This window comes from Solibacillus sp. FSL W8-0474, from assembly GCF_038004065.1.
Lineage (GTDB): Bacteria > Bacillota > Bacilli > Bacillales_A > Planococcaceae > Solibacillus > Solibacillus faecavium.
The window spans coordinates 2,199,514-2,224,963 of sequence record NZ_JBBOQJ010000001.1 but is presented as its reverse complement, the minus strand read 5'-3'; the positions used below and the strand labels follow the sequence as shown (position 1 = coordinate 2,224,963).

Sequence of the window (25,450 nt, the reverse complement as noted above, 5' to 3'; positions counted from 1 at the left end):
CTAAAAATTAAAATATCTTTTAGTTATAAATGATTATTTTGTATTTTCTATTAAGGAAATTTGACATTCCTATTGTCGTTTTTAAAGTTATCTTGATATAATTCATATGCCCTAGAGCTTACATAACTTTTTACTTAAAGTATTAATTTTAAAATCCAACAATTAGATTAGGAGAATCGAATATGAAAAAAACAGGCATTCAAGTAAACACAGGAAAAAAAGTAGTGAACATTTCTGTAAATGGCAAAATGACAATGGAAGATGCCAATGCATTCGTTGCAGACTACAATGCTAAAATGAAAGCAATCACACCATCTACTTTTGATCTAGAAGTTGATTGCACACAAATGCAATTATTGAATCCAGATATGACTGCAAATTTAACGGAAGTCATGAAAATGTATAAAACAACAGGATTCAAACAAGTGAAATTTACAGTAGATAATAATATAACGTTAAAAATGCAATTAAATCGTCTTGCAAACAGCGCTGGACTTACAAACGCAACAGTTGAATTAATCAAATAAATAATCGTAATAACAATAAGTTCAGCGAGGAGTTAATTCATAGTATGACGAGTATTAAAATAAAAAATGTTGCTTTTTATCATCCGGAAAATTTAGTAACGAATGAGTTTTACTTAGAGCATTTTAAAGAGCAAGGAGAAGATGTTACTAACTTCTTAACTTCGATGGGAAGAAATGAACGATATATCATCGACAATAATGAAAACTCCTTAACAATGGGTATTGAAGCGGCTAAACGTGTATTAGAAAAGGCTCAATTAACTGGGAAAGATATTGATATGATTGTATTTTCTACGCAAGTGCCTGAGCATACATTACCTACAAATGCGATGTTTGTGCACCACGAAATTGGTGCATCGAATCATACAATGCTGCTTGATAGTAACGCCAATTGCGCAGGCATGACAGTTGCAGTGGATAATGCTTCGCGGTATATGATGGCAAACCGACGTATTAACCGTGCGTTAGTTATTGGCTCTGATGCTAACAGCTTAATTTCCAATCCTGAACAGGCCTTTACATATGCTAATTTTTCAGATGCAGCAGCAGCCATCATACTTGAAAAGACAGAAGAGGCCGAAACAGGTTTTATTGATGCGGTATACGAAGTAGATTCAGCGAATAGAAACAATATAATTTATCCAAAAGAAGGATTCTCTCAAACAATCGGCAAGAAAGAGCATATCGTTTTCACTCCGTTTGATGGTGCGATGGCGATTCCAGCTGCATGTGAGATGATTGAAAACCTTTTGAAAGATAACGGTTTAACGATAGAGGATGTTAATTCGTTTTGCTTATCGCAATTTGCATTATCGAATATTTTGAAAATCCAAGATCACTTTGATATTCCAGAAGAAAAGATTGTATATGTAGGTGATCGATACGGCTATACGTCTACTAGCAGTCCTTTCGTTTGCCTAAATGAAGGTATTGAAACAGGCCGTATAAAACGAGGCGACATTGTATTGTTCTGGACTATTGGAGCTGGTCACGAAATGGTAGCAATGTTATTTAAATATTAAAAATACAAATTTTAAGGCGGTAACCATATATGGTTGTCGCCCTTTTTTGTCTTTTTATATTTTCTAGGTCGGGAAATTGGAGAGGGGATAATGCGTCATTTTCCTACTCTTGTTTTATAATGGAATTTATAGTTTTTAGATAAGGAAGTGATTTTTTTGGTCAGTAAAATAATTTTAGATCACAGAGTAATTCAATTGAATAGCTATGAAGAAGAAAAAGTAAATGGGCGCTATAAAGTCTCGGTCATTTTTGATGTGACAAGTGAAGATTATCATGACGTTGCGACTTTACTTTACAACGGAACATTTGACGTTAAAATTCCTGAGAAAGAATTAATGTTTAGAGGAACGATTTATAACTACTCGACTTCTATTACAAATTTGTATGAAAAAGATCAGGTAGGGCAGTATACATTGACTTTAGTGGAAGAAAGGGACTGAATTTGAATGAGATTAAGCATATTAGATCAATCTCCTATCTCTTCCAACCAAACGCCTCGGGATGCATTAAACTGGTCAATGAAATTAGCACAGGCTGGGGAGGCATTTGGATATACAAGATACTGGATTGCCGAACACCATGATTTATCTGGTCTAGCATGTCCTGCACCTGAAGTGATGCTAAGCTACATTGGCGCTCACACGGATCGAATTCGGTTAGGATCTGGCGCGGTTTTATTGCCGCATTATCGACCATATAAAGTGGCTGAGACATTTAATATGCTAGCGACGTTATTTCCAAACCGTATTGATTTAGGGATTGGGAGAGCACCAGGTGGATCTTCTGAAGCGATGACTGCTTTATCGGGTAACTTTATCAAAAATGTTGGGAACTTTCCTACGTTAGTGAGAGACTTACTTCATTTTATAAACGATGATTTTCCAACGGATAACGAATATTCAAAGTTATCGGCGTCTCCTATACCTGAAAATCCGCCAGAAATTTGGCTACTAGGAACGGGTGAGAAAAGTGCCTTACTAGCAGCAGAACATGGTTTGCCATATACTTTCGGGCATTTTATGAGCGATCATGATGGAGCTGCTATCGTTAAGGAATATATTGATACCTTTAGACCAAGAAAAGAAGGGGAAACGCCACAAGTCATCGTGACTGTGAATGTTATTTGTGGAGAAACAACAGAAAAAGCAGAAGAAGTTGCCGCAAGCTATCTAATTTGGTCTTTGCAAATGGACAAAGTGAAGGCGTATCAAGGGGTTCCTTCTATAAATGAAGCTAAGCAATATAAGTTAAATGAAAAGGAAAAAGAAACGTTGAAAAAAATGAGGCAAAACATGATAATTGGCAATCCTCATGAAGTGAAACAGAAATTATTTGAGTTAAAGGCCAAATACGAAGCAGATGAAATGATGATTAATACAATCACATACTTACCGGAAGATCGAATTCGCTCCTATGAACTTATTGCGAAGGAAGTGTTTCAGAAGGACATTACTTAGGGGCTTTAATCTCAACCATCGGGCGCATTCTTGAAGGAGAGTTGCGCCTTTATTAGCTAAAGGGCAATCTAATGTTGATTTAGAAAATTAAACAAACAACTACCGCTTCCCCCATTTTGCAAAGTTTCTTAAATAGAGAATACCTAAAGTCATAAATAATGTACCATTTACTTTATACATAAGCGTTTTAGAAGTTTCATCATGGACTGTTATACTAAGAAGTAAAGAGCCCCATATAATGATCAGTAGTCCTATGATTGAGTTTATTATTTTCATAATTACACATCCTAAACCAATTTTTTTACATTAATTATTACTTCGATATGTTAGTTACTATATCCTTTAATCATTTGTAAAGCGTCACATCACGCTATAGAGAGGTTTGTACTCATCCAATATATAAAGCATATGGAGGTGTTTATGTATGAAGAAATTAATTTTCATATTTAGTATCATTTTTATAACTGCTTGTTCAAATGAATCACATTCTATTTATGGAGAAATCTCTTCAATTGAAGAAGGCAGCATCAATGTTGGCTGTTCAGATTTAGTTAGTAGTAAAGATGACATAGGTTATTCTTGTACTATAAAAATAACCAATGAAACGCTTATTAAGACTCAGGCTGGTGAGGTATTAACATTTGATGAATTAAATATTAATAATATCGTTTCAGTATATTTTGAAGAGCCAATATCATTAAGTACCGGTACTGAAAGGCCAACATTTGAGGCTAAAGAGATAACGGTGATCGAAAATTAGAAATATAAGGTGTGAGGTTTTTGCTATTAAAAAAGAGTTATTGGGGGATTTAAATGCCTCAATAACTCTCAATTCATATTCAGTAAGAAGTTTTATTTGTAATAATTGGGAATAGAAGTAACAGGCAAAGTAGATTGGCTACACCGAATTGGAAATAAGCAAACCCTTCAAAGCCATAGAAATAAATATACCCCACAGAAATCATAATAATTCCGCCAGCTAATAAAACAAATGTAGGGATAACTGTAACTAATTTAGGAAAGCTTTTCTTTCTTAGATAAATGGAAAGTATTATAAATATAACACCTGCTAATATACCCAACAAAAAGGGACTCCAAAAAAGCATACATATACACCTCCTACATATCATTTTACCATAATTTTACTCATAAAAACAAAATAATCCATTTTGTAACGGGAATTCATACATCAGTTAGCTTTTTAAGTTTCTAATTTCAAAAATACTCTAACAGTTTTTAGCCATAGAAGCATAAAAGTGTTTTTCATTTTATAAAAAAATGAAAGTTACTAATAAAATTTTGACTCCAAACGTAAGGGAGTCCTCCAAAAAGGAAATGCCCGAAAACTATACCCACGTGATTGAGGACTTAAAATAATGGTCACAAAAAGTCTCAAACTTGTGCCCCCCATCTTATCGAATTTTTCCAGCTAAATACTCCGACATAAATTAAAAATCAAGAGGGAAATTGAATATAAACAAATAAATTCGGGTATAAAGCATAAAGATAGGTTTAATATTTTTATAAGTAATGTATTTTAGAGGAGGTTTTATTGTGGCAGAGAACAAAGACAAACATGTTGCAAAAAAAGAAGATGGGGAACGTGAGATTCTAACTACTCGTCAAGGACACCCTGTAAGGGACAACCAGAATATCCGCACAGTGGGTAACCGTGGACCAGCGACTTTAGAAAATTATCATTTCATTGAAAAAATTTCACATTTCGACCGTGAAGAGGTTCCTGAACGTGTAGTACATGCACGTGGTTCAGGTGCTTTCGGTTATTTTGAAACTTACGGCAAGGTTGGAGATGAGCCGGTAGAAAAATATACCCGCGCAAAAGTCTTTTCTGGTGCCGGTAAACAAACGCCACTTATGGTGCGTTTTTCTACAGTAGCAGGTGCAAAGGATTCACCGGAGACTGCACGAGATCCACGCGGCTTTGCAGTGAAAATGTATACGGAAGATGGTAACTGGGATCTTGTAGGTAACAATTTAAAGATTTTCTTTATTCGTGATGCGATGAAGTTCCCTGATATGATTCATGCTTTTAAAGCAGATCCGGCTTCCAATGTACCGAATCCACAGCGTATGTTTGACTTTGTTTCACGTACACCGGAAGCGACGCATATGATTACATTCCTATTTTCACCTTGGGGTATTCCAGCGACATACCGCCATATGCAGGGGTCAGGTGTTAACACATATAAATGGGTAAATGAAGAAGGTAAAGCTGTACTTGTGAAATATCACTGGGAGCCAAAACAGGGTATCCGCAATTTGACACAAGAAGAGGCAAACTCGATTCAGGCTAAAAACGTAGGACATGCTACACAGGACTTATATGAATCAATTGAACGTGGAGAGTATCCAGAGTGGGAACTGTTCGTCCAAATTATGGAGGACGACTATCATCCGGAACTGGATTTCGATCCACTTGATGACACGAAACTATGGCCGGAAGATAAGTTCCCTTGGTTGCCTGTAGGTCGTATGGTGCTTAACCGTAACCCTGAAGATTTCCATGCAGAAATCGAGCAGGCTGCATTCGGTACTGGTGTTCTAGTAGACGGTATGGATTTCTCAGACGATAAAATGCTGCAAGGGCGTACGTTCTCTTACTCAGATACACAGCGTTACCGTGTAGGCTCAAACTACTTAAAATTGCCAGTCAACTCACCAAAGGCACCGGTTCGTACAAATCAACAGCGTGGTCAGATGGATACGCGTGATCCTAAAGAATCCGGTGAAAACCCACATATTAATTATGAGCCTTCAATGATTGGTGGCTACCGTGATGCAGGGGATAAAGCATATCCACCACATCAGCCGACTTATAATGCGGCATTAATGAGTGAGCCTATTGATCGCCCGAATAACTATGGTCAAGCAGGTGAAACATACCGCAGCTTTGAAGACTGGGAACGTGATGAGCTCATTAATAACTTATCGGATGCTTTGGCAATCTGTGACAAGCGCATTCAGGAAGCGATGTTCGATCACTTTACACAGGCGGATGAAGATTATGGCCGCCGTGTTAAGGAAGAGACTCAAAAGAAAATGAAAGAAATCGAAAAAATGGCTCAGGAAGGTAAATTACCAGGCCGAGAGTCAGGATTTTCTAAATATGGACAAGGTACGACTGCTGCGAATGAAGCAACAAAAGATGCAGTGAAGAAAAGTCATGAAGCAGACCCGTATTAATGATTAAATCCAATTAGTTAAAACTAAAAGACTTAAGTTTGGTATTCAACCAAGCTTAAGTCTTTTAACTTAACTGCGATTTGTAGTGGCGGTGTAGTTACACTTATTGGTGGAAACATGACTGTATTTATAAAGGAGAGATAGTTATCTACCACCTTCAGGATGAGTGAATTTTTGAGGAGACTATCAACGGAATATGTTCATGATAAAGCGTAACCCCTAAAAATAGAGAACCCCCTGTTGGTAACAGCCTCCTATTAAAGTATCTTTAAATTAACGTACATTGCTAAAAGGAAACCTACAAGTGCGCCAATAACCCCTAAAATAATCATTGCTAATCCTTCTTGTTTCTGCTCTTGATAATCACGTCGTAATACTATCCCTATACAAATAGGGAAAAACATAAATAATGGCGGCAAGAAAGTAATAAATAAGAACGCCACAGACATCCAACCAATTGAGCTTAATATAGAACCACCGTTTTTTTTCGCATCCATAGCAATAGCTCCCCCTTAATCATCAAATTAATAAGAGAAGATTAAACTTCATAATAAACAGTAATTACTCTTCTAAATGTTTTAGGTCATGTAAATAAGATGTATTCCACCCACGTTGGGTAATATCACTTTTATTACGGACGAAATATTTATATTCTACTAATGGCTCATTTTCAAATATTATGCCTATATAATATGGATTCAGGTGTTTATAGCCGTCCTCACGATGGGGCACCGTCCTATATTCCCAAGTTTCTTCAGGATACTGTTCTTCCAAATATATCTGTAGATAACCTACTTTTTTTTCAATTTGCATATCAATCCAATAGGGACGTACAAAATAAAAAATACCAAAAGACACTAAAAATAAAATAGCCAATCCCTGAATAACTTTTCTCCATTTTCCTTTCAATATAATTGAAACTAATAGAATAACAAGTAAAATTCCACCGACTATAATCAATTCAATTAGTTCAGTTGGATGCAATGAATACCCCCCTTTATTGAATCATTAGTTTGTACTTCAACTAAACTGCCCCGTTAGTTGCATTGTAATCTTCCTAAACCGATGTTAGGTAACAATAATTATACTTCAATTCCATTCTTGAAATTGTATTAGTGAATGAATTTGTAATAAAATGGTAAATAGTTAAATCTAATCTCCCCAAAATGCAATAATCCTCCGCTTTTCAAAAAGAGGAATTTCCCCTCCTTTAGATAAAGGGCCATTTTATTGAATAACATCTTGATAAAAGAAGGCGATTTTTGTTGATATTTGGATCGATACCACATAATCAATTTGGAGCAAAAGAAGGAAAAAAACAAATAAACCCATTTAATATAATATACTTAAATAAATAAGGGGGACTACAGCTGAAAATCATAAAAATTTTGTTGAACGTAGTAGTTTTATTTTTAATTAGTGGATGCAGTGAAAAAGCTGAAATCGATATTTCAGAAACAATGATAAAAACAGAAGAATCTTTAAAACAACTATCTGAAGTGGATAAAGTAGCTACTTCATTTGATGGGAAAAAAGATATTAAATTTAGAATTATGGTTGAAAGAACGTTAACAGAAAAACAAGCTCAATTTTTATTCGAAGAAATAGTAAATAGTTTTAAAAAATATTCTAATCAAACAGAAATCTGGAATGACTATAATGGTTATTTTGATATTAAAAGCTATGATGAAGGAGTGATTTACGAAGCTTCTAAAATTATTGGTGTAGACTTAAAAATAGTAACAAAGTAAAGTTTAGGAATTTTCTTTTAAAGTAACAATGCATTGTAAAGAGGTTTTGAAGTTGGAGTTAGTGTAATAAATGAAAATAGCTGCATTGAAAAATCTAATTAAGCTGGGATTTATCAACGCAGCTTTGCCAAATCAAGCTATTTCAGCTCATAATTACTCCAAATCCAATTGTCACCGTTTGCAAAATCATTCTTAATTATCTTCATCATTGTTTTTAAAATAATAATCAAGGTAAGCTTTTTCTTCAACCGGAGAAAGCAGATCATAGGCTATCCCAACGTTTCCGCCTTGAAGCTCCCAAATGGCGTTATGGTCCTCAACTGCTTTAGAAAAATCACCCTCTACCCATCTGCTCAATATGTCTACATAAATTTGACCCCACTCATATTTTTCTTTATTCATTTCCGCTATTTCAAGCAAACGTTCAATGCGCTCTTTCGTAATCATATGAACACCCCATTTCTGGTCTGCTTTTACTTTTTGATGAGACATAGCATGAATAACTTCTTGCAATTGAAATTCTAACATTCCATCTGGGAAAAACTCGATTAAATCAAGCTTTTGGCCCTCTGGCATATCCTTCTCAGGGGTTTGAAAGCCTTTTTCAATTTGTTCCCGAGCATCCTCAATTTCTTGTTCCGTTGGCTGATTTAAATAATCATTTATATAATAAATTCCAACTGCTAATGCTAGAACCCCTACAATAATCCCTAGAATGATTAGTGTTTTCTTCATTTAATATACTCCATTAACCCACGTGCTACAGCTAGCTCTACGTCCTCAATTTCACTCGCTAAATCTATAATAAATTCATTAATCACTGCATGTTTTTCGTCTTCAGTAATTTCAAACACTCCTTACTTTGGTAATTTACTTCCAATGTAATTGTAAGATGATTTGAAACAGCTTACAAGACTAAAAGGAAAACTGCTCCCAATTGACAGGTCTTAAACTAGCCATTCGTCGAACGTACCATAAAAGTTAGCCCTTTTTTATATTTCGGGTTTAAGATAGAATACTTTAAATAAATGTAATAAATGTTTTTTCTAAATAAAAATTGTGGATTTGGAGTTAATAGTAATTTTGTATGTATCCCTATTGACATTGTCGGAATTGGAAAGTAAGATTATTGATGTATAAAATAGAAAGCATAACTAGGTATTTAGGAGGCAATTCAATGAAATTTCGTAAATGGCAAGTTCCTTTAGCTGCAACTGCACTAGCACTTACTTTAGCAGCTTGTGGTGGAGATGATTCTTCAAAAGATAAGACGGCTACAGAGCAACAACAGCAAGTAGAATACCGTGATGAATTAAATATCGCGATTACAGCTCAGCCACCAACACTTGATACGGCACAAACTGTATCGGCAGTAGCTTTAGATATCGCAGGAAATATTTATCAACAATTATTCCAATTAGATGCAAACTATGAGCCACAACCAGTATTGGCTTCTTCTTATGAAGTAAGTGAAGATGGTAAAACATATACAATTAAATTACGTGAAGGTGTAAAATTCCATAACGGTGATGTCATGGAAGCTTCTGACGTTGTTGCTTCGATGAATCGTTGGTTAGTAACATCTTCTCGTGCAAAATCATTATTACAAGGTGCTGAATTTACAGAAGTAGATCAAAATACAGTTCAATTAACAGTACCAACAGCAACTTCTGATATTTTAGTCTTAATGGCTTCTCAAGCACAGTTCCCTTCAATTATGCCGAAGGAAATTATCGATTCTGCAACAGCAGAAGGTTTCTCTGAATATGTAGGTACAGGTCCATACCAATTTAAAGAGTGGAAGCAAGATCAAAATATCCAATTAACTCGTTTTGATGATTATGTAGCCGTTGAGGGTGCGGAAGATGCGAGTGGCTTCACTGGTGAAATAACTGCTCCAACAGAAACGTTAACGTATCATTTTGTAACAGACCATGCGACGCGTATTGCTGGGGTTCAAACGGGTCAATATGATATAGCAGATAGTATTCCAATCGAAAACTATGATCAATTAGCAGCAGACAAAAAATTAGAGCTGCTAACATTCCCAGGTGGAACCTTAACGGCATTCTTTAATACGACAGAACGCTCATTGAAGGATGAAAAAATTCGCCAAGCAGTTTTAGCGGCATTAAATAACGAAGAAATTATGTTAGCGGCATTCGCTAAACCAGAACTTTATTCTTTATCACCAAGCTATTTAAATGAAGCACAAGTGCAATGGACAAATGATGCAGGTGCTGAGTTTTATAACCAAGCAGATGCTGAAAAAGCGAAAAATCTTTTAGAAGAAGCAGGTTATAATGGTGAAGAAATCGTATTATTAACAACAAAAGATTACAATGAAATGTACTCAGGTACTCTAGTAATTCAAGAACAATTACGTCAGTTAGGTATGAATGTACGCGTAGATACATTTGATTTCCCAACGTTCTTAGAAACAAAGGGTGATACAAGTAAATGGGATATTTTCTTAGCAAGTACAGGTTACCAAATTACACCACCACAACTATTAGCTGTAACACCTGACTGGGCTGGCTTACACGATGAGACAGTAGCGGCAGGCTTACAAGCTATTCGCTCTGCAGCGACGCCAGAGGAAGCGAAAGCTGAGTGGGAAAAAGTTCAAGGTTTTATGTACGAACATGCAACATCAACTGTTTTAGGTCACTATAATGGTGTAGTCGCAGTAAATAAAGAAATCGAAGGATTTGAGTTATTTGAAGCACCAGTAGTTTGGAACGCTAAAATCCCAAAATAATGTATAAATAAAAAAAGGAGGGTGTTAATTACTCTCCTTTTTCTTAATGTAAAAGGATAAACCGATTGTGAGGGAAAAACATGCTAGCTTATATTTTTAAACGCTTGCTTTCAACAATCCCAGTACTGTTTGTTGTATCTGTCGTAATTTTTATTATTATTCATATTACGCCGGGGGATCCGGGTGCAACAATTTTAGGGATGGAAGCGACACCAGAGCAAATTGAAGAGCTTAACGAGCAGCTTGGCTATAACCGACCGATTCATGAACAGTATATATCTTGGGTTAGCGGTGTATTTAAAGGAGACTTAGGTAACTCCATTTTTATGAGACAGCCTGTAACTGAGGCAATTAAAGAACATATCGGCCCAACATTATCACTCGCCATTTTAGCGCAACTTATTGCGATTGTATTAGCAATTCCATTTGGTGTACTTGCTGCTTATAAGCGAGGCTCATTAACAGATACGTCATTGATGAGTATTTCATTGTTAGGGATGGCCATCCCGAGCTTTTTATTAGCGCTTATTTTAATGCTTGTCGTCGGTGTGAAGCTACAGTGGCTACCAATAGCTGGCTATGCACCGCTATCAGATGGCTTAATGGAGCATATAAAATTCTTGATTTTACCAGCGATTTCACTTGGGACGATTCAGGCAGCATTAATTACTCGTATGACGCGTTCTTCGATGCTAGATGTATTAAATTTAAACTATATTAAAACAGCGCGCGCTAAAGGTGTGCTGGAGTTGGGCGTATTGTTAAAACATGCGTTCCGTAATGCGTTTTTACCGATTTTAACGGTTATTGGCCAAACGTTTGGCACATTGGTAACGGGTGCAGTTGTGGTAGAGACGATTTTTAATATTCCTGGGCTTGGTCAATTAATTATTAATTCTGTAACGCGACGCGATTATACGGTTATTCAAGGTGTCGTGCTAATGGTAACAATTATGTATGTATTTATTAACTTAGTTATCGATTTACTGTACGGCGTTGTGGATCCACGTGTCCGTTTGGATCGTAAATAGAGAGGTGAAAAAATGACTACCTATTCGAAGGATGAGCTTGAACAGCTGTCTAAGGAATTCAAAAAGGAACAGCGTGCACTCAATTGGCGAAAAATAAAAGGTAATAAAGGCTTGCTTGCGGGCAGTTTTATATTTGTTGTATTAGCTTTACTAGCATTACTAGGTCCTTTATTTATGAATAATGATCCGTATGCAATGAAAGTAACAAGTCGTTTGTTAGAGCCGAGTGCTGCGCATTGGTTTGGAACAGATGAGTTTGGTCGAGATTTATTTACCCGCATAGTATATGGGGCAAGAGTATCACTATTAATCGGTGTAACCGTTGCATTTTTATCGTCAATGTTTGGTTTAGTTATGGGATTATATGCGAGCTATTATAAATGGTTAGACCATGTTTTAATGCGTATTTGTGATGGATTAATTGCAATTCCAGGTATATTACTAGCGATAACGTTAATGGCAGCATTAGGTGCATCTGCGACAAATGTAATTATCGCATTAGTCGTAGTATTTACGCCTAATATTGCACGCGTTGTTCGGGCGGCGGCATTAGTGGTAAAGGAACAAACATATATAGAAGCGATGCATGCGCAAGGTGCAAGTAATACACGTATTATTTGGTTACATATTATGCCGAATACATTGTCACCATTGTTAGTGCAAGCGACATTTGTTTTTGCAGAGGCGATTATTTCTGAGGCAGCACTTAGTTTCTTAGGCGCAGGTATTCCAGCTCCAGAACCAAGTTGGGGCAATATATTACAGGCCGGCAAGCTTGTTATTTTTAAAGCTTGGTGGATGGTATTAGTGCCTGGAGCATTTATTGTGTTAGCAGTACTTTCGCTAAATTTATTGGGCGATGGCTTACGTGATTTTTTGGACCCTCGTCTAAAAGGATTACCTTCAAGAAAACGTAAGGCAAATAAACCAATAAAGGGAGGAAATGCGTAATGGCATTATTAAAAGTAGAAAATTTACAGACGCATTTCCAAACGGAGCGCGGTCAAGTATCTGCTGTACGCGGAGTTAATTTTACAGTAGAAAAAGGAGAAATTATCGGTATTGTTGGTGAGTCTGGCTGTGGTAAAAGTGTGATGTCACAGTCGATTATTCGCTTACAAGAGCATACGGAGCCGGTTGATTATGAGGGTGCGGTTTATTTTGAAGAGCAAAATTTACTTGATTTACCCTTGAAACAAATGAGTAAAATTCGTGGTAATGATATTTCGATTATTTTCCAAGATCCGTTGTCTTCATTAAATCCTATACAAACAGTAGGCGCACAAATCGTAGAGGTTTTACGTCTTCATCAAAAGCTATCAAAAAAGGAAGCGCGTACCCGAGCTATCGATTTGCTTCGGATAATAGGCATTCCTTCACCTGAAAAGCGCGTTGATGAATACCCACATGAGCTATCAGGAGGAATGCAACAGCGTGTAATGATTGCGATGGCACTTGCGTGTAAGCCGAAGCTTTTAATTGCGGATGAGCCGACGACAGCTCTTGATGTAACGATTCAGGCGCAAATTTTAGATTTAATTGTTAAATTAAATAAAGAGCTAGGAATGGCTGTGCTCTTTATTACGCATGATTTAGGAGTAGTTGCAGAAATTTGTCAAAAGGTAAAAGTAATGTATTTAGGTCAAATTATTGAGGAAGCAACAACCGATCATTTATTTAAAAATCCGCTTCATCCGTATACGCAAGGCTTATTACATTCAAAGCCCGAGCTCGACGGAGATCGCCATGCACCACTTCAGGTAATAAAAGGGACCGTACCACCTTTGTCTAATATTCCTGCTGGTTGCGGCTTTGCGACACGTTGCCCGCTTGCAACTGATTTATGTCGTGTAGAAATGCCGCCAGTAATCGAAATGGAAGCAGATCAGCGAGTACAATGCTGGTTGTATGATGAGCAAAAGGGAGGCTGGGTATAATGACAAAGCAGCCGATTTTACAAGTAAAACAATTGCAAAAGCAATTTCCTCTTTACGGACCTTTTGGAAAGTTAGGTGGAGTCAAGCAAACAGTACATGCTGTAAAAGATGTTTCGATTTCGATGTACGAAGGTGAAACTTATGGCTTAGTAGGGGAGTCTGGCTCTGGTAAAAGTACGACGGGCCGTACGATTTTAGGGTTAACGGAGGCAACAGCTGGAGAGGTTATATATAACGAGCAAGATTTAACGAAGCTATCGAAAGCAGAGTTGCGTAAATTCCGTAGAGATTTACAGGTTGTTTTCCAAGATCCATTTTCTTCATTAAATCCACGTCAGCGCATTGGTCGGATTTTAGAAGAGCCACTAATTATTCATGGTATTGGTTCGAAAGAAGAACGAATTGAAAAAGTGTTTTCAATGTTAGAAATGGTAGGCTTACAAAATGAGCACTTTTATCGTTTTCCGCACGAATTTTCTGGTGGACAACGACAACGCCTTAGTATTGCGCGCGCATTAATTGTTAATCCAAAAGTAATGATTTGTGATGAGCCGGTTTCTGCGCTAGATGTTTCGATTCAATCACAAATTTTAAATATTTTAAAGCAATTACAGCAAGATATGGATTTATCGATGCTCTTTATTACACATGATATTAGCGTTGTTCGTTACATTTCGGATCGTATTGGTATTATGTATTTGGGAACAATTGTTGAAGAGGCGCCAACAGAGAAACTGTTTACTAATACCCTTCATCCGTATACGCAAGCATTATTTTCAGCTGTCCCTGGCAAGCAAAAGCGTGAACGTGTTATTTTAAAAGGTGAGATTCCATCACCAATAAATCCACCACCGGGCTGTGTTTTCCATACACGCTGTCCATTTGCTACAGAGCGTTGTAAAAATGAAGTACCGGCTTTACGAGAGATAGGAATAGAAGGATCGCAGCATAAAGTTGCGTGCCATTATGCAGAGGAGACAAAACAATGGTCAAATTAAACTGGGCACAAAATAAAAATGAAATTTCAAATGAAGCAGGGGTCCAACTAAGTGGAAACATGGGACCAAATCTAGCTGGAGGTCTTTCACCGAAGGAATTATTAGAAGGTGCAGTGGCTCTATGCTTGTCGATTACATTACAAAAAGTTCTAGAGCGTGATTCGGTTGAAGCGGATTTAAACGAAGTAGAAATAGACGTAGTTGCTTCAAAAGCAGAAGGCGTAGAAAATCACTTTGCGAAATTTGAAGTACAGGTTACATTCCCCTCTACTTTTGAAACGGCATATAAAGCTAAGCTCTTAAAAATAATAGAGCGAGGCTGTACGATTAGTAACACGCTTGTTAGCGATGTAGCGGTAGAAATTGTAGAGAGATAGTTAAAAATATTATATGGTAATGATGTTGGGACAATAAGTAAAAATTTCGTCCTCCAACAGAGATGGCGTTGTCTTTAGACAACGCCATCTCTGCTTTTCACGAGGATTACACCTCTCGTATTGTGTATTTACTTAAGTTTGTGACGAATAACGTGTGGTCAATTTTGTTTGAAAGTATTCCGCGTGAAGAAGATGATAAAGACCTGGTCAAAAATCTAAAAACTATTGAATTTCCATACGTAAATCACCCGTCTTAGCTAGTCCTCTTGCTTTTAGTAAATGATAAACAGTAACAGAAATAACCGCTGGTAAAATGACACCTAATACAATATACATCAATAGAACCATCACACCTTGGTTAGCAAGAATATTTAAAGGTGCAATAAATGAGTTTAGACCAAGTCCAGCTAATGTATAAGGAACTTCAAAGTTAAACATAAATATCGCGATTGGCGCACAAATAACAGAAGATAGAAATGGCCCTATAGCAAGAAAGGGGTTTTTAACGAGATTTGGCACTTGTACTTTTGGTGTTAAAAATGATTGAGCAATATTGGCTCCTAAATCGTTCTGTTTATAAGACATCGCCGTAAATCCGGCAAACTGAGCTGTACATCCAATCAGCGCAGCAGCACTTGAAACTGGATCAAGTTGTAAGGCAATGGCAATTGCTGCAGAAGAGGCTGGAGACATCAGGAAAATACTCCAGACTAATGCGATAACTATGGACCCCATCACAGGAGATCCTGAAACAGAGTTTGCGATAAATCTACTTAACTGCTCCAAAAGTGGGGTAGTAACTGCTGCTAAACCTACACCTGCGACACCTCCGATAAGTATAGATGAAAATGGAATAGCAAGCATATCTAACTTAGTTTTACCGGCAATACGTTTTCCAACCCAAACTGCAATAATGGTAGCTAACACGGCACTTATCGGTTGCCCTGTAGTAAGTATCCAAGCTCCATCCGCATTCATATGAAGGGCATTTGCACCGATCGTACTAGATGCCATCGCGCTGAAAATAACTAATGTATTTCCACCTAGTTGATAAGCGATACCAGCACCAATTGCAGGTGCAAGCATAAGTTGTGCTGCCTTGCCGATAGTTGTAAAGCCTTCCCAACCAGTAAATGTTCCGAACGTTTCAATCAAAAGGCCAATACCTAATGTGACAAGAACGGCGTTAGCAAGCCCTTGAGATCCCTTATACATCCGATCAATAATGTATTGTTTTGTTGTTTGTTTCAATATCAAATACCTCCTAAAATATAACATTAATTATTTTGTAAATTTTCCGAAAATAATAAACCTATCAATGGATAGGTAACTTACGAGTAGCAATAAGCTTTGTTTTCTTGATTAACTACTTTGTTTAAATCCTTCCATCTAGTAAATTGTTATAATATTAATATAATTTAAAAAAGTAGTCAATATTATTTTTGTATAATAATGAGCGAAGTAAAACCAAAGATCTTGTGACATCTTGGGATTTAGTTTTTTGGTTAGCAAGCGTAAATTTATAATGTTAAGGATAAATCGGTACTCTTATACTATATATATAAATCAAGGCCTAATCACAAATAGGGACATCAGTTGAAAATGAGTTAGCTAAAGTATTTGGTGAATCATTACAATTTTTGGAAATTATTGGTCGCGGGAAGAAGTGATTTATGGTAGCTTAAGAACAAGGCTAACCAATGAATGTGCTTATAGGTTTATACAAAGAATAGGAGGAGACGAATTAATGCTTGAAGAGAAGCAAAAACAACATACTAAATGGTTCTTAGATGGAGATTTAAAATTACGACAACAAGATCTTGAAGATGGAAGAATAGGTATTTGGGTTTCAGTTCATAAATTTAACGTTTGTTTTACCATGATTATGTATGATTTTATTGATTGGTGTAGGGAGTTGGATATAAATTTAGAGGTTGATATGAGTTGGAATAACCATAGGGGCTTTGTAATTGAGAGTGAGGATTTAGTGTTGTTAAGGTCAGAAATAAAAAGGTTCATAGACATATACAATATAAAGCCTACTGAAGATGGCGAGAAATTTTCTGACGATGAGTGGTATTCATAATATAATGTGAATATTTTTAAGAGATAATAAATAGTTACTAAGGATATAGGTAAAGACTTAAGAAATGCACCAAAATATTTTAGGCCCTGCTTATCATTTTGGGGAAAAATGGAAGTAGAGAAGGTGGAAAAAATGAGAAAAAAGTTATCTAAAGATGAATTAGTTGGACTAGTAAATAAAATATGTAATCCTAAGCTGTCTGATGAAGAAGTAAGCGGATATATAGAAATTTTAGAAGACAATGTTCCTCATCCAGCCCCTAGTGACTTAATTTTTTGGAATGAAGAGGATTTATCACCAGAAGAAGTAGTGGAGATTGCCTTAGCGTATGAAGAAAAAAAATAATTATATTTAGAACATGTATCAGGAGAACCTTGAATGGCTATATGCCTTCAAGGGTTCTTTTTTGTAGGTTTGAAACCCCTCTACTGTAGAGGGGATTCCGGAAAGCTTTTAGCTATGGACAATAAAAAAACTCCAATCGTACAATATAGTTAGGTCTGGACAACCGACTACATACTGATTTGTAGGCACAATAATTATCAGAAGCAGAAATGGATGCATTAGACGTTCTTCTTATGTACAAGAAAATCGCTTTTGCTGATATTACGGACTTCATTGATTTCTCACAAGTAGAGTGCAAAGTCACGCTGAAGAAACGGTCAAGGAGTTTGCTGAAAATGGTTCTCTTACGTCACATATCCGTCACGCAACAATAAAAATGCTTTATTTTCGGGAGTTATTTATGGCATAAAAAAAGCTGAAACCCTTATAAATAAGGGATTTCAGCATGATGGTCCCGACTGGTCTCGAACCAGCGACCCCCACCTTGTCGAGGTTTACCTATGTAACAATCTAGGTCAAACATTGATATATCAACACTTTCATTACTTCTATGTTGATATTATCGCATTTAGACGTACACCCAACAAGAGTTTTTAACTACAATATTTAAAACGATAGCCGCATGAATGTTGTTTACCTTTTTTTAAATAATCGGTAAGTGTGGTGCGCTTAATATTTAAAATTTCGCTCGCTTCAGTTACCGATTTAAATTCAATTTGTTTTGTCTCAGAAAAGGCTAATACTTTTCGTTGTTGTTTTTCATAGGCTATTTTTTTATTTTCTTCAGCAGAAATCACTACACAATTTTCGAGTGAATATTCATTGCCACCATTTTTGTCTTTGTCTAATTGCCAATCAGGACTTTCATAAAGCAAATAACCATTTTCTAAATGATTATCCACATCTTCAATAAACGACCAAAAATCGTGCCATCTATCACAAACCGTAATTCCTTTAGCACCGTAATATCTGTAGCGTGAATGTTTTTTGCTGTAGCACCTGTCCATAATACCTTTCCAACGTCTATGTAATGGATGTTCCTTTTTATTCATCTTCAATTCCTCCAATAATATATATCACTATTGTAGGTAATTAAAAATGGTTGTAAGGAGTAGGGGAGCAAACATTAGAAACGTGGCTGGTGCACTCAGTCACATTTTAATTGTTTACTTAATATACTAATCAATCTCCTAAGGAACACACGCTAAAACGTAAGCTTTGACGCTAGAATTGCGGTGATGATTCATAAATTGCGTCTAACGCTGCTTGAAAGTCTGCAACTACCAGCTCCATTTTTTGCACATCTCCAAGACCTGTTTGTTTAAATAATTTACCTTTGCCTAGATGTTGCTCACAAATTTCATGTGCTAGTTTCAATTCATTAACCTTAGCTAATTTTGTGGCAAGAGTAGTGCCTTTTTCATATAGTTGTTGGTACTTTTCTAAACGTAGCTCAGTTTCCTTTGAAAGTTCCTGCTTTGGTGACGATTCAACTTTTTCAACCACTTCGCCTTTCTTTACAACTTTGGCCTTGGTTTTTTTACGTTCGGTTTTTTTAACAACTGGTTTAACAGCCTTTGTGCTTTTCACTGGATTCGCTGTAAATTTAGTTTCAAGAGTTTTAATTTCGTTGTTGAGCTCGATTTTACATACGTTTTCTTCCAACACAAATAACACACGACCGAAACCTTTTAAACGGGTTTGTATGTCCTGTGTTTTAGTAGCTTTTTTCATTTTATAAACTGACACACCAAATAACTCTGCTAGGTCAGCTAATTTGTAAAATACTTGTCCTTCAAAAATAATACGATTAATCATAATAAATTCCACCTTTTAAAGTTTTATTTATTATGCAATTGGTGGAACTTCATGGTTCCTATTAGTAATTGATAATCACTATAGCAGAGTATAAAACTACTGTCTACTAAAATATGCAACTATTGTGAGTATTTTTTGTTGCTCATTTAATCCAAGTTCCCCTTTATTTGGAATAATGTTAGTAGTTATATCAGCTGAGAGGAGAAAATTATGATTGATAATCCATGGTTTATTGGCATAGTTGGGAGTTTAGTTGCGAGCATCATTTTTGGTTTATTGCTAAAATTATTGGGTAATAAAGATTATAGTTTGAATATTGCTAAGGCAAATTCTGAAATAATAAATTTATTAATTATGTCTACAGCTGAAGGGAAGTTGCCTAATAAAGGAGTCATTGAGTCATTGATTAAATCAATTGCTAAAAAGTATTCTGTTTCGGTTTATGATGTTTATACTGTTACAGATACTTATGATGATTTAATGCGTAATATCTATGAATCTAACTTCATACCCCATGATAAAAAACAACAAATTTCTAATCAGCTTAATGAATTGAAAATAGAAATTGAAAATGGAAAACAAAAAGATAAAGTGGAAAGACCTTTTGAATTATTTGCATTACGAAGGACGCTATTTTCGTATTATACAACTGTTGGTTTGACGATGCTGGTTTTCCTTGGTGTTTTTAAAGAGAAAATGGGCGAGATTACAGTAGAAAATATAATGAACCTAAATAAAAATGATACGTATTTATTCATTGCAGTTATTAATATTTTAGTTTTCTTTATAACGACAAGAGTAATGGAACGTAGGCTTAGTAATAGAATGAAAAAAATTGTTGAAAGAAAAAATGGAACAAAAACAAATATAAAACAACCAAATATTAATTAAATCGTAACCCATCATTGAGTTGCGATTTTTCTTTTTAAATCAACATCTTAAAAAACGAACAATTAACTTATGTTAATAGATAATTGTTCGGATTCTGTCTTTAGAAAAAATAGAACCTGTGATATGTTAGTAAAGTGACATGAAAATACAAATATAAACAGATTACGGGGAAATTAGACATGAAAAAAATAATATTATCGAATGATGTAAAAGTAATGACTTTCGAAGAGGTGTTAAAACAATTCACACCAATGATTAACAGGGTAGCAAGCATCTTCATTAACAAGTTCGTATATGATGATAAAGAAGAAATTGAACAGGAATTGCAAATAGCAACATGGAAAGCGTATCAATCATACAATGGAAAATACGCTTTCTCTACACATTTAACTTATCAATTGAAAAGCGTAACAGGGAACAGGGCTCAAATATTAACCGCTGAAAAACGTACAACTCGAAAGGTACTGAGCATGAACGCTACGCTATTCGATGAAGAAAGTTCAACTGTAGAAAACATAATTGCTCAGGAAGATTACATAAATGAAAAAATGGTTGCCACAGAGATGATGAAAGTTATAATGAACAATTTAAACGAGCGTGAACAACTAGAATTAAACTGTCTTTTATACCCTAAAGAGTTTAGTTCAACAAAGCTTTCTGAAAAGCTTGGAATCAGTCGCCAAGCTGCAAATCAACGTGTAGGAAAATTAAAAACGAAACTGCAACGACTGTTAATCGAAAACAACTTTGCTTATGATTTATCCGCATAAACAAAAAGGAACCCACTAGCGTGAATCTAGTGGGTTTAGTAATAGTATTTGCATTATTATTTTTTTGAGCTATTATCTATGAAAGCTTGACCAACCAGTCCTTCTTTTAAATCGAAATAATATCCTTCGTAATGTTCATAATAAGTACGTTTAATTTCAACTTCAACAGATTCCATATATAATTTGCCATAAACATTTGCATAACTTAGCGAAAGACTTCCAGTTATATCGCTTTCGATATTACAAGCTGAATAATCAATAATAACTGTTAGTTTATTATCTTTTGTTCTTTCGTCAATTACTTCTATTACTGATATTTTAACCCCAGCGTTGCCTTCCCAAGTACCTTCAATGTTATTCATTACTCTATTAAAACCCAGGTTTATAACTCCTAAATCTACTTGTTTGGCATCTCCTTTTTCAAATGTGGAATTTATTCTAAAAGACGGCTTAACCATTAAATGTCGCTCGTCATTTAATAATTTATTAGCTTTTCTGTTTTGTAATGTAGTAATCAAAGCAAAAATAGCAGCTAATACAGTTCCAATCGCACTAGCAATTTGAGCCCAATCAACTATCGAAAGGCTGTCTTTGTTTTCTAAAACAAATATCATCAATAACACTCCCCAAACATTCAGTTTTTACCAATAATTTCATTTTACATTGAAACAGTAGGAATAATCGAGGACAAAATAAAAATCGCACTACGATTAAGCAGTGCGACCAAGTGACGTATTAAGAGAAAATTAATGCTGCTACAAGTAGATTCAACCCATTGTTTTCTACTGCAAATTTACGACGATAGTCACTACCGCTGTATGTATTAAACCAATTTTGCAGATATTTTTCAGCTTCGGCTTGTCTTGGGAAATTGTTTAGGTTAACTACATTGTACTTTTCGCTCAAGTAAGGGAATAAAGTACCGTCAGCCACTTTTTCTTCAATCACTGAAATTTCTTCTTTATGCCCAGCATCTACTAAATGATTAATCAATGACATTGTAACTTCTAATCCTAATATACTCATAAATTTTACCTCCGATAATTTTATATTTCTATGTCAGGAAAGACTAATTTAAATAACATCTTTCCATAACCTATTAATGTTTGTATTGTTTCAAAATCTTCATTTGCTTGATTAGCTGTATCTAATACTTCACGAATAATAGTTTCGCCTTCTTCTGGAGTTTCGGCAGTCATTATCGTTTGTAATTTTTGTATTAATTCAAAAGTTTGTTTGTTTATCTCATTACCATCACGAACTAGAGAAACCAATTCTTTTATGCCTTTGGTATTTTCAGCGATTTGAATTAGCGCTTCATGACTTTCTACTTCTCTTTGATGTTTGGCACGATTCGTTTCTATTAGTTGAGTGTAAATTTCATTAATTTGTGTATTAGTATTTTTAAGAGCTGTATTTAAGTTATTTCTACTTTCTACAAATTTGGGTATGTCTAAATTAGCAAAAGCTTCCTCAGTTATATTTAGTTTTGGGTATTTGTCGCTCATAATTCACCTCCTACAAATACATAATTCGACATTAGCAATGAATTATCCTACCAGTAATAGACAAATTTATATATATAAAGAGACCACAAGCTCGAATAAAGCTTGTGGTAAAAGGATTATAATAATTCTTCTGTTAGCAGCTGTGCCATTGTTTCAACTATGAACTCTGGTGGAGTATTGTATTCATATGGCTGAGGCTCATTATCTTCTACATAAATGTTTTGAATAACAAGTTTCTGAAAAACTGTAGCTCGGTAATATTCGATATAAATAGCTATGTTTTCTTCTTCAATTTCGCCACAATACATCAAATTATAATTATATCTCGGACAATCTTCATGACCATTGCCACACAAACTAATTTCAATTCCATCAATTTCGATTTTCTCTGGCAGAAATTCTAAATTGTAGGGTGTGTACCCATAGTTGTTTAAAAATAAGTCTTTTAATATTTCACCCAGTTGATTGATACGTTCTTGTTTAGTTTTTGCTTCTTGAATTACTTTTAATTGAATCAAGTTATTTTTCACTATAAATTCCTCCATTTTTTGATATTGCTTTTTGTTCGTTGCAGTAAATTTCTTAAATCAAAATAAACTCTACTAATTTCTTTTTGTAATTGTAAAAAGTCTGCACTGAATTAATTAGCTCTAAGTCAAACGTATTTAAAATTTTATTGATGCTGATAATAAATTCTTCAACATTCAACTCTTTTCCGATTAGAGCACAATGAATATTTTCTTCGTACATATGTTTCAAAATGATGTATGTTTTTCTGTTAGCTTTAGAAGTAATTATCGGATTGTTTAAGATTCTTTCTTCCAATGGCGACAGGGTGAAAGGTGTTTGCTCGATTATTTTCATAAATATTAGCTCCTTTTTATAGGTGATAGAGCTACTGATTAAGTAGCTCTAAGGGTTTGTTTTAAAACATTTCTTCTAAATAACCGCTTGCTTCATGTAAATAGCATGAAAGACCAAAAGCAATGTGTTCAAGTTTTTCTTCTTTTAACACTTCAACTAATAATTCGTAATCGTGGAATAGTTGGTCGTCATTTGAGTATGTTCGATAAGCCCCAGCATATGCACATACCATATGCGTATGGAAATCAGCTTCATCTCGTTGCTCATCAGTGTATTCAAAATGATAATACGGATTTAATGGAGCCATGTGGTCATTTCCGTTTAATAAATGTTTTTCCATTGAGTGTAGCGCTTCTGTAAGCCATTGTTTTTGTGTTTTCATTGTTAAAATTCCTCCGTTTTGTTTTGTTCAGCGAGATATTGCTTAATAATGCGCTGCTTTTCACGTTCATAAGATTCTTTACGTTCTTTATCGCATTCCTCATAGTATTCAATTCGTTGGTCGTATAAGTAGTTCCACTCTTCAACAATACCTTTCATTCGAGTTACGATTGTGTCGGCTCGTTTACGATAATGTTTTGGTAAACGAACACCGTTATCTTCAATGTATAATTCAGTGTCCAAAATGTATTGCTCGGAATAGGGGTTGGCTTTTATAGTGAATACCGCTCCAGCTTCATACATGATACGCTCTTCATTTTCATCAACAAATTTAATACCAGACACAGCGACCGTTAATTCGTTGTCTTTGTTGATATAAAAATCAACCATTGTATATGAATTAAATGCAGATTGAGCTTCCACGATAATTCGGTTAAACATCGTGTTTGTTTTTTCAAAATTTAATTTAAGATTTTTTGTAATGCTTTCAATTGATTTAGCTGTGTTTGCTTCTTTCATAAATAATTCCTCCAAATAGTTGTGTTTTTTGATTACACAGACATTATATTGAGAGCCTGAAATATGTAAGGGAAAGTATTAATTTTTATTAACTTATTTTTAATATTTATTATTTTGTTTTGGACTATTTAATGAAGGAACGCAAAATTGGACAAATAAAAAAGCATACCAGTTAAGTACGCTTGATGTGGCGCCAATCCCCAGCGAAGCAGGGGAGTCAGCGCTCATTATTCAACGATTTAACACGAATTTCTTTAAGTACCTTAACAACTTCTGCTATTCGCTCTTCTTCCTCGTCATATGTTGCCTTATCCCAAGCAACTAAAAATCCTACAGCCATAAATATGACGATAATTAATACCCCAAATCCAAGTGCCACCGTCTGTACACGCTCATTGAGTATCTTCATCATTTTTCTTAAAATGCAGTTCAATGTATTCCATTTCTTCTACTGAGCTCATTAAATCATAAGCTTTACCAACATTGCCCGATTGCATCGTCCAGATTTCGTTATGTTCCTCTACAGCCTGTGAAAAATCGCCTTCAGACCATGAGCTTAAAATATCCATATAAACAATTGCATGAGTATATATATCTTTATTGTTTGTTGCAATCTCAAGCAAACGGTCAACACGTTCCTGAGTGATTTGTAATGCTCCCCACTTGTGGGAAGATTTTATTTTTTGATGCGATAAATTGTGTATCAATTGTTGCATGGCTGGTTCTGTCATTTCTTCAGACCATGCTTGCATAACTCTTTCATCTTCAGGCAAATCATTCTCAGGGGTAGTGAACTCTTTCTCAATTTGCTTTCGTGCATCTTCAATTTCTTGCTCCGTTGGCTGATTCAAATAATCATTTAAATATGAGAATCCAACTGCTAATGCAATGATACCAACAATGATTGCTAATGTGATTAATGTTTTTTTCATTTAATGTACTCCATTATTAACCGTGCCATTGCAGGCTCTACGTTAACCAGTTCGTCAGCAATACGTTTTAAATGTTTGCCTTCATTAATATCATTACTCCGTTTTAACTCGTGAGCTAACGTATCCAATGCGTTTGCTATTCGTGGCACATCTTTTGTGTAAAACTGTTGTCCCATTCTGCTTTGAAAAAACTCCATTGTAATCACTCCAATTTTAGTAATAACTTCCAATTCTAATTGTAAGACGAATTGAAACAGCTGCACAAGATGC

The 25,450-nt window shown here is 35.3% G+C and carries 36 protein-coding genes; 17 read left to right on the top strand and 19 right to left on the bottom strand.

All coding sequences use genetic code 11. The features are described from left to right. The first annotated feature begins 182 nt into the window (after positions 1–182). From NYE67_RS11060 to NYE67_RS11045, 4 genes are all read left to right on the top strand, one after another. A complete protein-coding gene (locus NYE67_RS11060) occupies positions 183–527 on the top strand; it encodes a hypothetical protein (RefSeq protein WP_340730096.1) in 345 nt (114 codons plus the stop codon). 44 nt (positions 528–571) lie between these two features. Continuing rightward, positions 572–1,549: a ketoacyl-ACP synthase III gene (locus tag NYE67_RS11055; RefSeq protein WP_340728171.1), complete on the top strand. Its 978-nt coding sequence runs from the start codon at positions 572–574 to the stop codon at positions 1,547–1,549. Between the two features lie 156 nt (positions 1,550–1,705). After that, positions 1,706–1,990 (top strand): DUF3219 family protein, encoded by a 285-nt coding sequence (locus NYE67_RS11050; protein ID WP_340728170.1) that lies wholly within the window; start codon positions 1,706–1,708, stop codon positions 1,988–1,990. A 6-nt stretch (positions 1,991–1,996) separates the two neighbouring features. Then, positions 1,997–3,007: an LLM class flavin-dependent oxidoreductase gene (locus tag NYE67_RS11045; RefSeq protein WP_340730095.1), complete on the top strand. Its 1,011-nt coding sequence runs from the start codon at positions 1,997–1,999 to the stop codon at positions 3,005–3,007. A 99-nt stretch (positions 3,008–3,106) separates the two neighbouring features. On the opposite strand, the gene NYE67_RS11040 is transcribed toward NYE67_RS11045, so the two are convergent. Then, complete coding sequence (locus tag NYE67_RS11040; RefSeq protein ID WP_340728168.1) at positions 3,107–3,283, bottom strand: hypothetical protein; 177 nt, start codon at positions 3,281–3,283, stop codon at positions 3,107–3,109. A gap of 148 nt (positions 3,284–3,431) precedes the next feature. On the opposite strand from NYE67_RS11040, the gene NYE67_RS11035 reads away from it, so the two are divergent. Beyond that, positions 3,432–3,767 carry a hypothetical protein gene (locus tag NYE67_RS11035; protein WP_340730094.1) on the top strand — a complete coding sequence of 112 codons (336 nt, stop codon included), beginning with the start codon at positions 3,432–3,434 and terminating at the stop codon, positions 3,765–3,767. A 79-nt stretch (positions 3,768–3,846) separates the two neighbouring features. On the opposite strand, the gene NYE67_RS11030 is transcribed toward NYE67_RS11035, so the two are convergent. Further along, positions 3,847–4,113: a hypothetical protein gene (locus tag NYE67_RS11030; RefSeq protein ID WP_339212484.1), complete on the bottom strand. Its 267-nt coding sequence runs from the start codon at positions 4,111–4,113 to the stop codon at positions 3,847–3,849. A 448-nt stretch (positions 4,114–4,561) separates the two neighbouring features. Here NYE67_RS11030 and NYE67_RS11025 point away from each other — a divergent pair, with 448 nt between their 5' ends. Further along, positions 4,562–6,211 carry a catalase gene (locus NYE67_RS11025; RefSeq protein ID WP_340730093.1) on the top strand — a complete coding sequence of 550 codons (1,650 nt, stop codon included), beginning with the start codon at positions 4,562–4,564 and terminating at the stop codon, positions 6,209–6,211. Positions 6,212–6,468: 257 nt separating this feature from the next. Here the strand turns inward: NYE67_RS11025 and NYE67_RS11020 are convergent, their stop codons facing one another. Together NYE67_RS11020 and NYE67_RS11015 are read right to left on the bottom strand one after the other, a co-directional pair. Next, positions 6,469–6,708, bottom strand: coding sequence for a hypothetical protein (locus tag NYE67_RS11020; RefSeq protein ID WP_340730092.1), 240 nt, complete (start codon positions 6,706–6,708; stop codon positions 6,469–6,471). Between the two features lie 64 nt (positions 6,709–6,772). Beyond that, positions 6,773–7,195, bottom strand: a complete 423-nt coding sequence (locus NYE67_RS11015; RefSeq protein ID WP_340730091.1) for a hypothetical protein — start codon at positions 7,193–7,195, stop codon at positions 6,773–6,775. Positions 7,196–7,602: 407 nt separating this feature from the next. Between NYE67_RS11015 and NYE67_RS11010 the strand changes: the two genes are divergently transcribed. Next, complete coding sequence (locus NYE67_RS11010; protein WP_340730090.1) at positions 7,603–7,962, top strand: hypothetical protein; 360 nt, start codon at positions 7,603–7,605, stop codon at positions 7,960–7,962. A 192-nt stretch (positions 7,963–8,154) separates the two neighbouring features. On the opposite strand, the gene NYE67_RS11005 is transcribed toward NYE67_RS11010, so the two are convergent. Both NYE67_RS11005 and NYE67_RS11000 read right to left on the bottom strand, forming a co-directional pair. Continuing rightward, positions 8,155–8,697 (bottom strand): DUF6241 domain-containing protein, encoded by a 543-nt coding sequence (locus NYE67_RS11005; RefSeq protein WP_340730089.1) that lies wholly within the window; start codon positions 8,695–8,697, stop codon positions 8,155–8,157. Continuing rightward, on the bottom strand, positions 8,694–8,816 hold the full coding sequence (locus NYE67_RS11000) for a hypothetical protein (RefSeq protein WP_340730088.1): 123 nt from the start codon (positions 8,814–8,816) through the stop codon (positions 8,694–8,696). Before NYE67_RS11000 ends, NYE67_RS11005 begins: the two co-directional genes overlap by 4 nt. 323 nt (positions 8,817–9,139) lie before the next feature. Between NYE67_RS11000 and NYE67_RS10995 the strand changes: the two genes are divergently transcribed. From NYE67_RS10995 to NYE67_RS10970, 6 genes are all read left to right on the top strand, one after another. Continuing rightward, a complete protein-coding gene (locus NYE67_RS10995; RefSeq protein WP_340730087.1) occupies positions 9,140–10,723 on the top strand; it encodes an ABC transporter substrate-binding protein in 1,584 nt (527 codons plus the stop codon). A gap of 80 nt (positions 10,724–10,803) precedes the next feature. Continuing rightward, positions 10,804–11,754 carry an ABC transporter permease gene (locus tag NYE67_RS10990; RefSeq protein WP_340728162.1) on the top strand — a complete coding sequence of 317 codons (951 nt, stop codon included), beginning with the start codon at positions 10,804–10,806 and terminating at the stop codon, positions 11,752–11,754. A gap of 12 nt (positions 11,755–11,766) precedes the next feature. Then, positions 11,767–12,705: an ABC transporter permease gene (locus NYE67_RS10985; RefSeq protein ID WP_340730086.1), complete on the top strand. Its 939-nt coding sequence runs from the start codon at positions 11,767–11,769 to the stop codon at positions 12,703–12,705. Then, the gene (locus NYE67_RS10980) at positions 12,705–13,691 is read left to right on the top strand and encodes an ABC transporter ATP-binding protein (RefSeq protein WP_340730085.1); all 987 of its coding nucleotides are present in this window, start codon (positions 12,705–12,707) and stop codon (positions 13,689–13,691) included. Before NYE67_RS10985 ends, NYE67_RS10980 begins: the two co-directional genes overlap by 1 nt. Next, on the top strand, positions 13,691–14,689 hold the full coding sequence (locus NYE67_RS10975) for an ABC transporter ATP-binding protein (RefSeq protein WP_340730084.1): 999 nt from the start codon (positions 13,691–13,693) through the stop codon (positions 14,687–14,689). The genes NYE67_RS10980 and NYE67_RS10975 overlap by 1 nt, the downstream gene beginning before the upstream one ends. Continuing rightward, positions 14,677–15,066, top strand: coding sequence for an OsmC family protein (locus NYE67_RS10970; protein WP_340730083.1), 390 nt, complete (start codon positions 14,677–14,679; stop codon positions 15,064–15,066). The genes NYE67_RS10975 and NYE67_RS10970 overlap by 13 nt, the downstream gene beginning before the upstream one ends. 222 nt (positions 15,067–15,288) lie before the next feature. Here the strand turns inward: NYE67_RS10970 and NYE67_RS10965 are convergent, their stop codons facing one another. Then, positions 15,289–16,317 (bottom strand): PTS transporter subunit IIC, encoded by a 1,029-nt coding sequence (locus tag NYE67_RS10965; RefSeq protein WP_340730082.1) that lies wholly within the window; start codon positions 16,315–16,317, stop codon positions 15,289–15,291. A 496-nt stretch (positions 16,318–16,813) separates the two neighbouring features. Between NYE67_RS10965 and NYE67_RS10960 the strand changes: the two genes are divergently transcribed. Together NYE67_RS10960 and NYE67_RS10955 are read left to right on the top strand one after the other, a co-directional pair. Further along, entirely contained in the window at positions 16,814–17,152 is a 339-nt protein-coding gene (locus tag NYE67_RS10960) for a hypothetical protein (RefSeq protein WP_340730081.1), read from the top strand. Positions 17,153–17,284: 132 nt separating this feature from the next. Then, entirely contained in the window at positions 17,285–17,497 is a 213-nt protein-coding gene (locus NYE67_RS10955; protein ID WP_340730080.1) for a bacteriocin immunity protein, read from the top strand. 593 nt (positions 17,498–18,090) lie between these two features. Here the strand turns inward: NYE67_RS10955 and NYE67_RS10950 are convergent. Both NYE67_RS10950 and NYE67_RS10945 read right to left on the bottom strand, forming a co-directional pair. Next, the gene (locus NYE67_RS10950; RefSeq protein ID WP_340730079.1) at positions 18,091–18,549 is read right to left on the bottom strand and encodes a hypothetical protein; all 459 of its coding nucleotides are present in this window, start codon (positions 18,547–18,549) and stop codon (positions 18,091–18,093) included. A 172-nt stretch (positions 18,550–18,721) separates the two neighbouring features. Beyond that, a complete protein-coding gene (locus tag NYE67_RS10945; RefSeq protein WP_340730078.1) occupies positions 18,722–19,315 on the bottom strand; it encodes a hypothetical protein in 594 nt (197 codons plus the stop codon). Between the two features lie 210 nt (positions 19,316–19,525). On the opposite strand from NYE67_RS10945, the gene NYE67_RS10940 reads away from it, so the two are divergent. Both NYE67_RS10940 and NYE67_RS10935 read left to right on the top strand, forming a co-directional pair. Then, positions 19,526–20,206 (top strand): hypothetical protein, encoded by a 681-nt coding sequence (locus NYE67_RS10940; RefSeq protein WP_340730077.1) that lies wholly within the window; start codon positions 19,526–19,528, stop codon positions 20,204–20,206. Between the two features lie 179 nt (positions 20,207–20,385). Then, positions 20,386–20,976 carry a sigma-70 family RNA polymerase sigma factor gene (locus tag NYE67_RS10935; protein WP_340730076.1) on the top strand — a complete coding sequence of 197 codons (591 nt, stop codon included), beginning with the start codon at positions 20,386–20,388 and terminating at the stop codon, positions 20,974–20,976. A 56-nt stretch (positions 20,977–21,032) separates the two neighbouring features. Here the strand turns inward: NYE67_RS10935 and NYE67_RS10930 are convergent, their stop codons facing one another. The 10 genes from NYE67_RS10930 to NYE67_RS10885 all read right to left on the bottom strand — a co-directional run bounded on the left by NYE67_RS10930 (position 21,033) and on the right by NYE67_RS10885 (position 25,443). Beyond that, positions 21,033–21,590, bottom strand: coding sequence for a hypothetical protein (locus NYE67_RS10930; RefSeq protein WP_340730075.1), 558 nt, complete (start codon positions 21,588–21,590; stop codon positions 21,033–21,035). A 121-nt stretch (positions 21,591–21,711) separates the two neighbouring features. After that, positions 21,712–22,002 carry a hypothetical protein gene (locus NYE67_RS10925; RefSeq protein WP_340730074.1) on the bottom strand — a complete coding sequence of 97 codons (291 nt, stop codon included), beginning with the start codon at positions 22,000–22,002 and terminating at the stop codon, positions 21,712–21,714. Positions 22,003–22,022: 20 nt separating this feature from the next. Further along, positions 22,023–22,484, bottom strand: a complete 462-nt coding sequence (locus NYE67_RS10920; RefSeq protein ID WP_340730073.1) for a hypothetical protein — start codon at positions 22,482–22,484, stop codon at positions 22,023–22,025. Positions 22,485–22,600: 116 nt separating this feature from the next. Continuing rightward, positions 22,601–23,014, bottom strand: coding sequence for a hypothetical protein (locus NYE67_RS10915; protein WP_340730072.1), 414 nt, complete (start codon positions 23,012–23,014; stop codon positions 22,601–22,603). A gap of 52 nt (positions 23,015–23,066) precedes the next feature. Beyond that, entirely contained in the window at positions 23,067–23,348 is a 282-nt protein-coding gene (locus tag NYE67_RS10910; protein WP_340730071.1) for a hypothetical protein, read from the bottom strand. 61 nt (positions 23,349–23,409) lie between these two features. Further along, a complete protein-coding gene (locus NYE67_RS10905) occupies positions 23,410–23,730 on the bottom strand; it encodes a hypothetical protein (protein WP_340730070.1) in 321 nt (106 codons plus the stop codon). A gap of 2 nt (positions 23,731–23,732) precedes the next feature. After that, on the bottom strand, positions 23,733–24,248 hold the full coding sequence (locus NYE67_RS10900) for a hypothetical protein (RefSeq protein WP_340730069.1): 516 nt from the start codon (positions 24,246–24,248) through the stop codon (positions 23,733–23,735). 217 nt (positions 24,249–24,465) lie between these two features. Beyond that, on the bottom strand, positions 24,466–24,660 hold the full coding sequence (locus NYE67_RS10895; protein WP_340730068.1) for a hypothetical protein: 195 nt from the start codon (positions 24,658–24,660) through the stop codon (positions 24,466–24,468). Beyond that, positions 24,641–25,180, bottom strand: coding sequence for a DUF6241 domain-containing protein (locus NYE67_RS10890; protein WP_340730067.1), 540 nt, complete (start codon positions 25,178–25,180; stop codon positions 24,641–24,643). The genes NYE67_RS10895 and NYE67_RS10890 overlap by 20 nt, the downstream gene beginning before the upstream one ends. Continuing rightward, a complete protein-coding gene (locus NYE67_RS10885) occupies positions 25,177–25,443 on the bottom strand; it encodes a hypothetical protein (RefSeq protein WP_340730066.1) in 267 nt (88 codons plus the stop codon). The genes NYE67_RS10890 and NYE67_RS10885 overlap by 4 nt, the downstream gene beginning before the upstream one ends. Between the last annotated feature and the right edge of the window lie 7 nt (positions 25,444–25,450).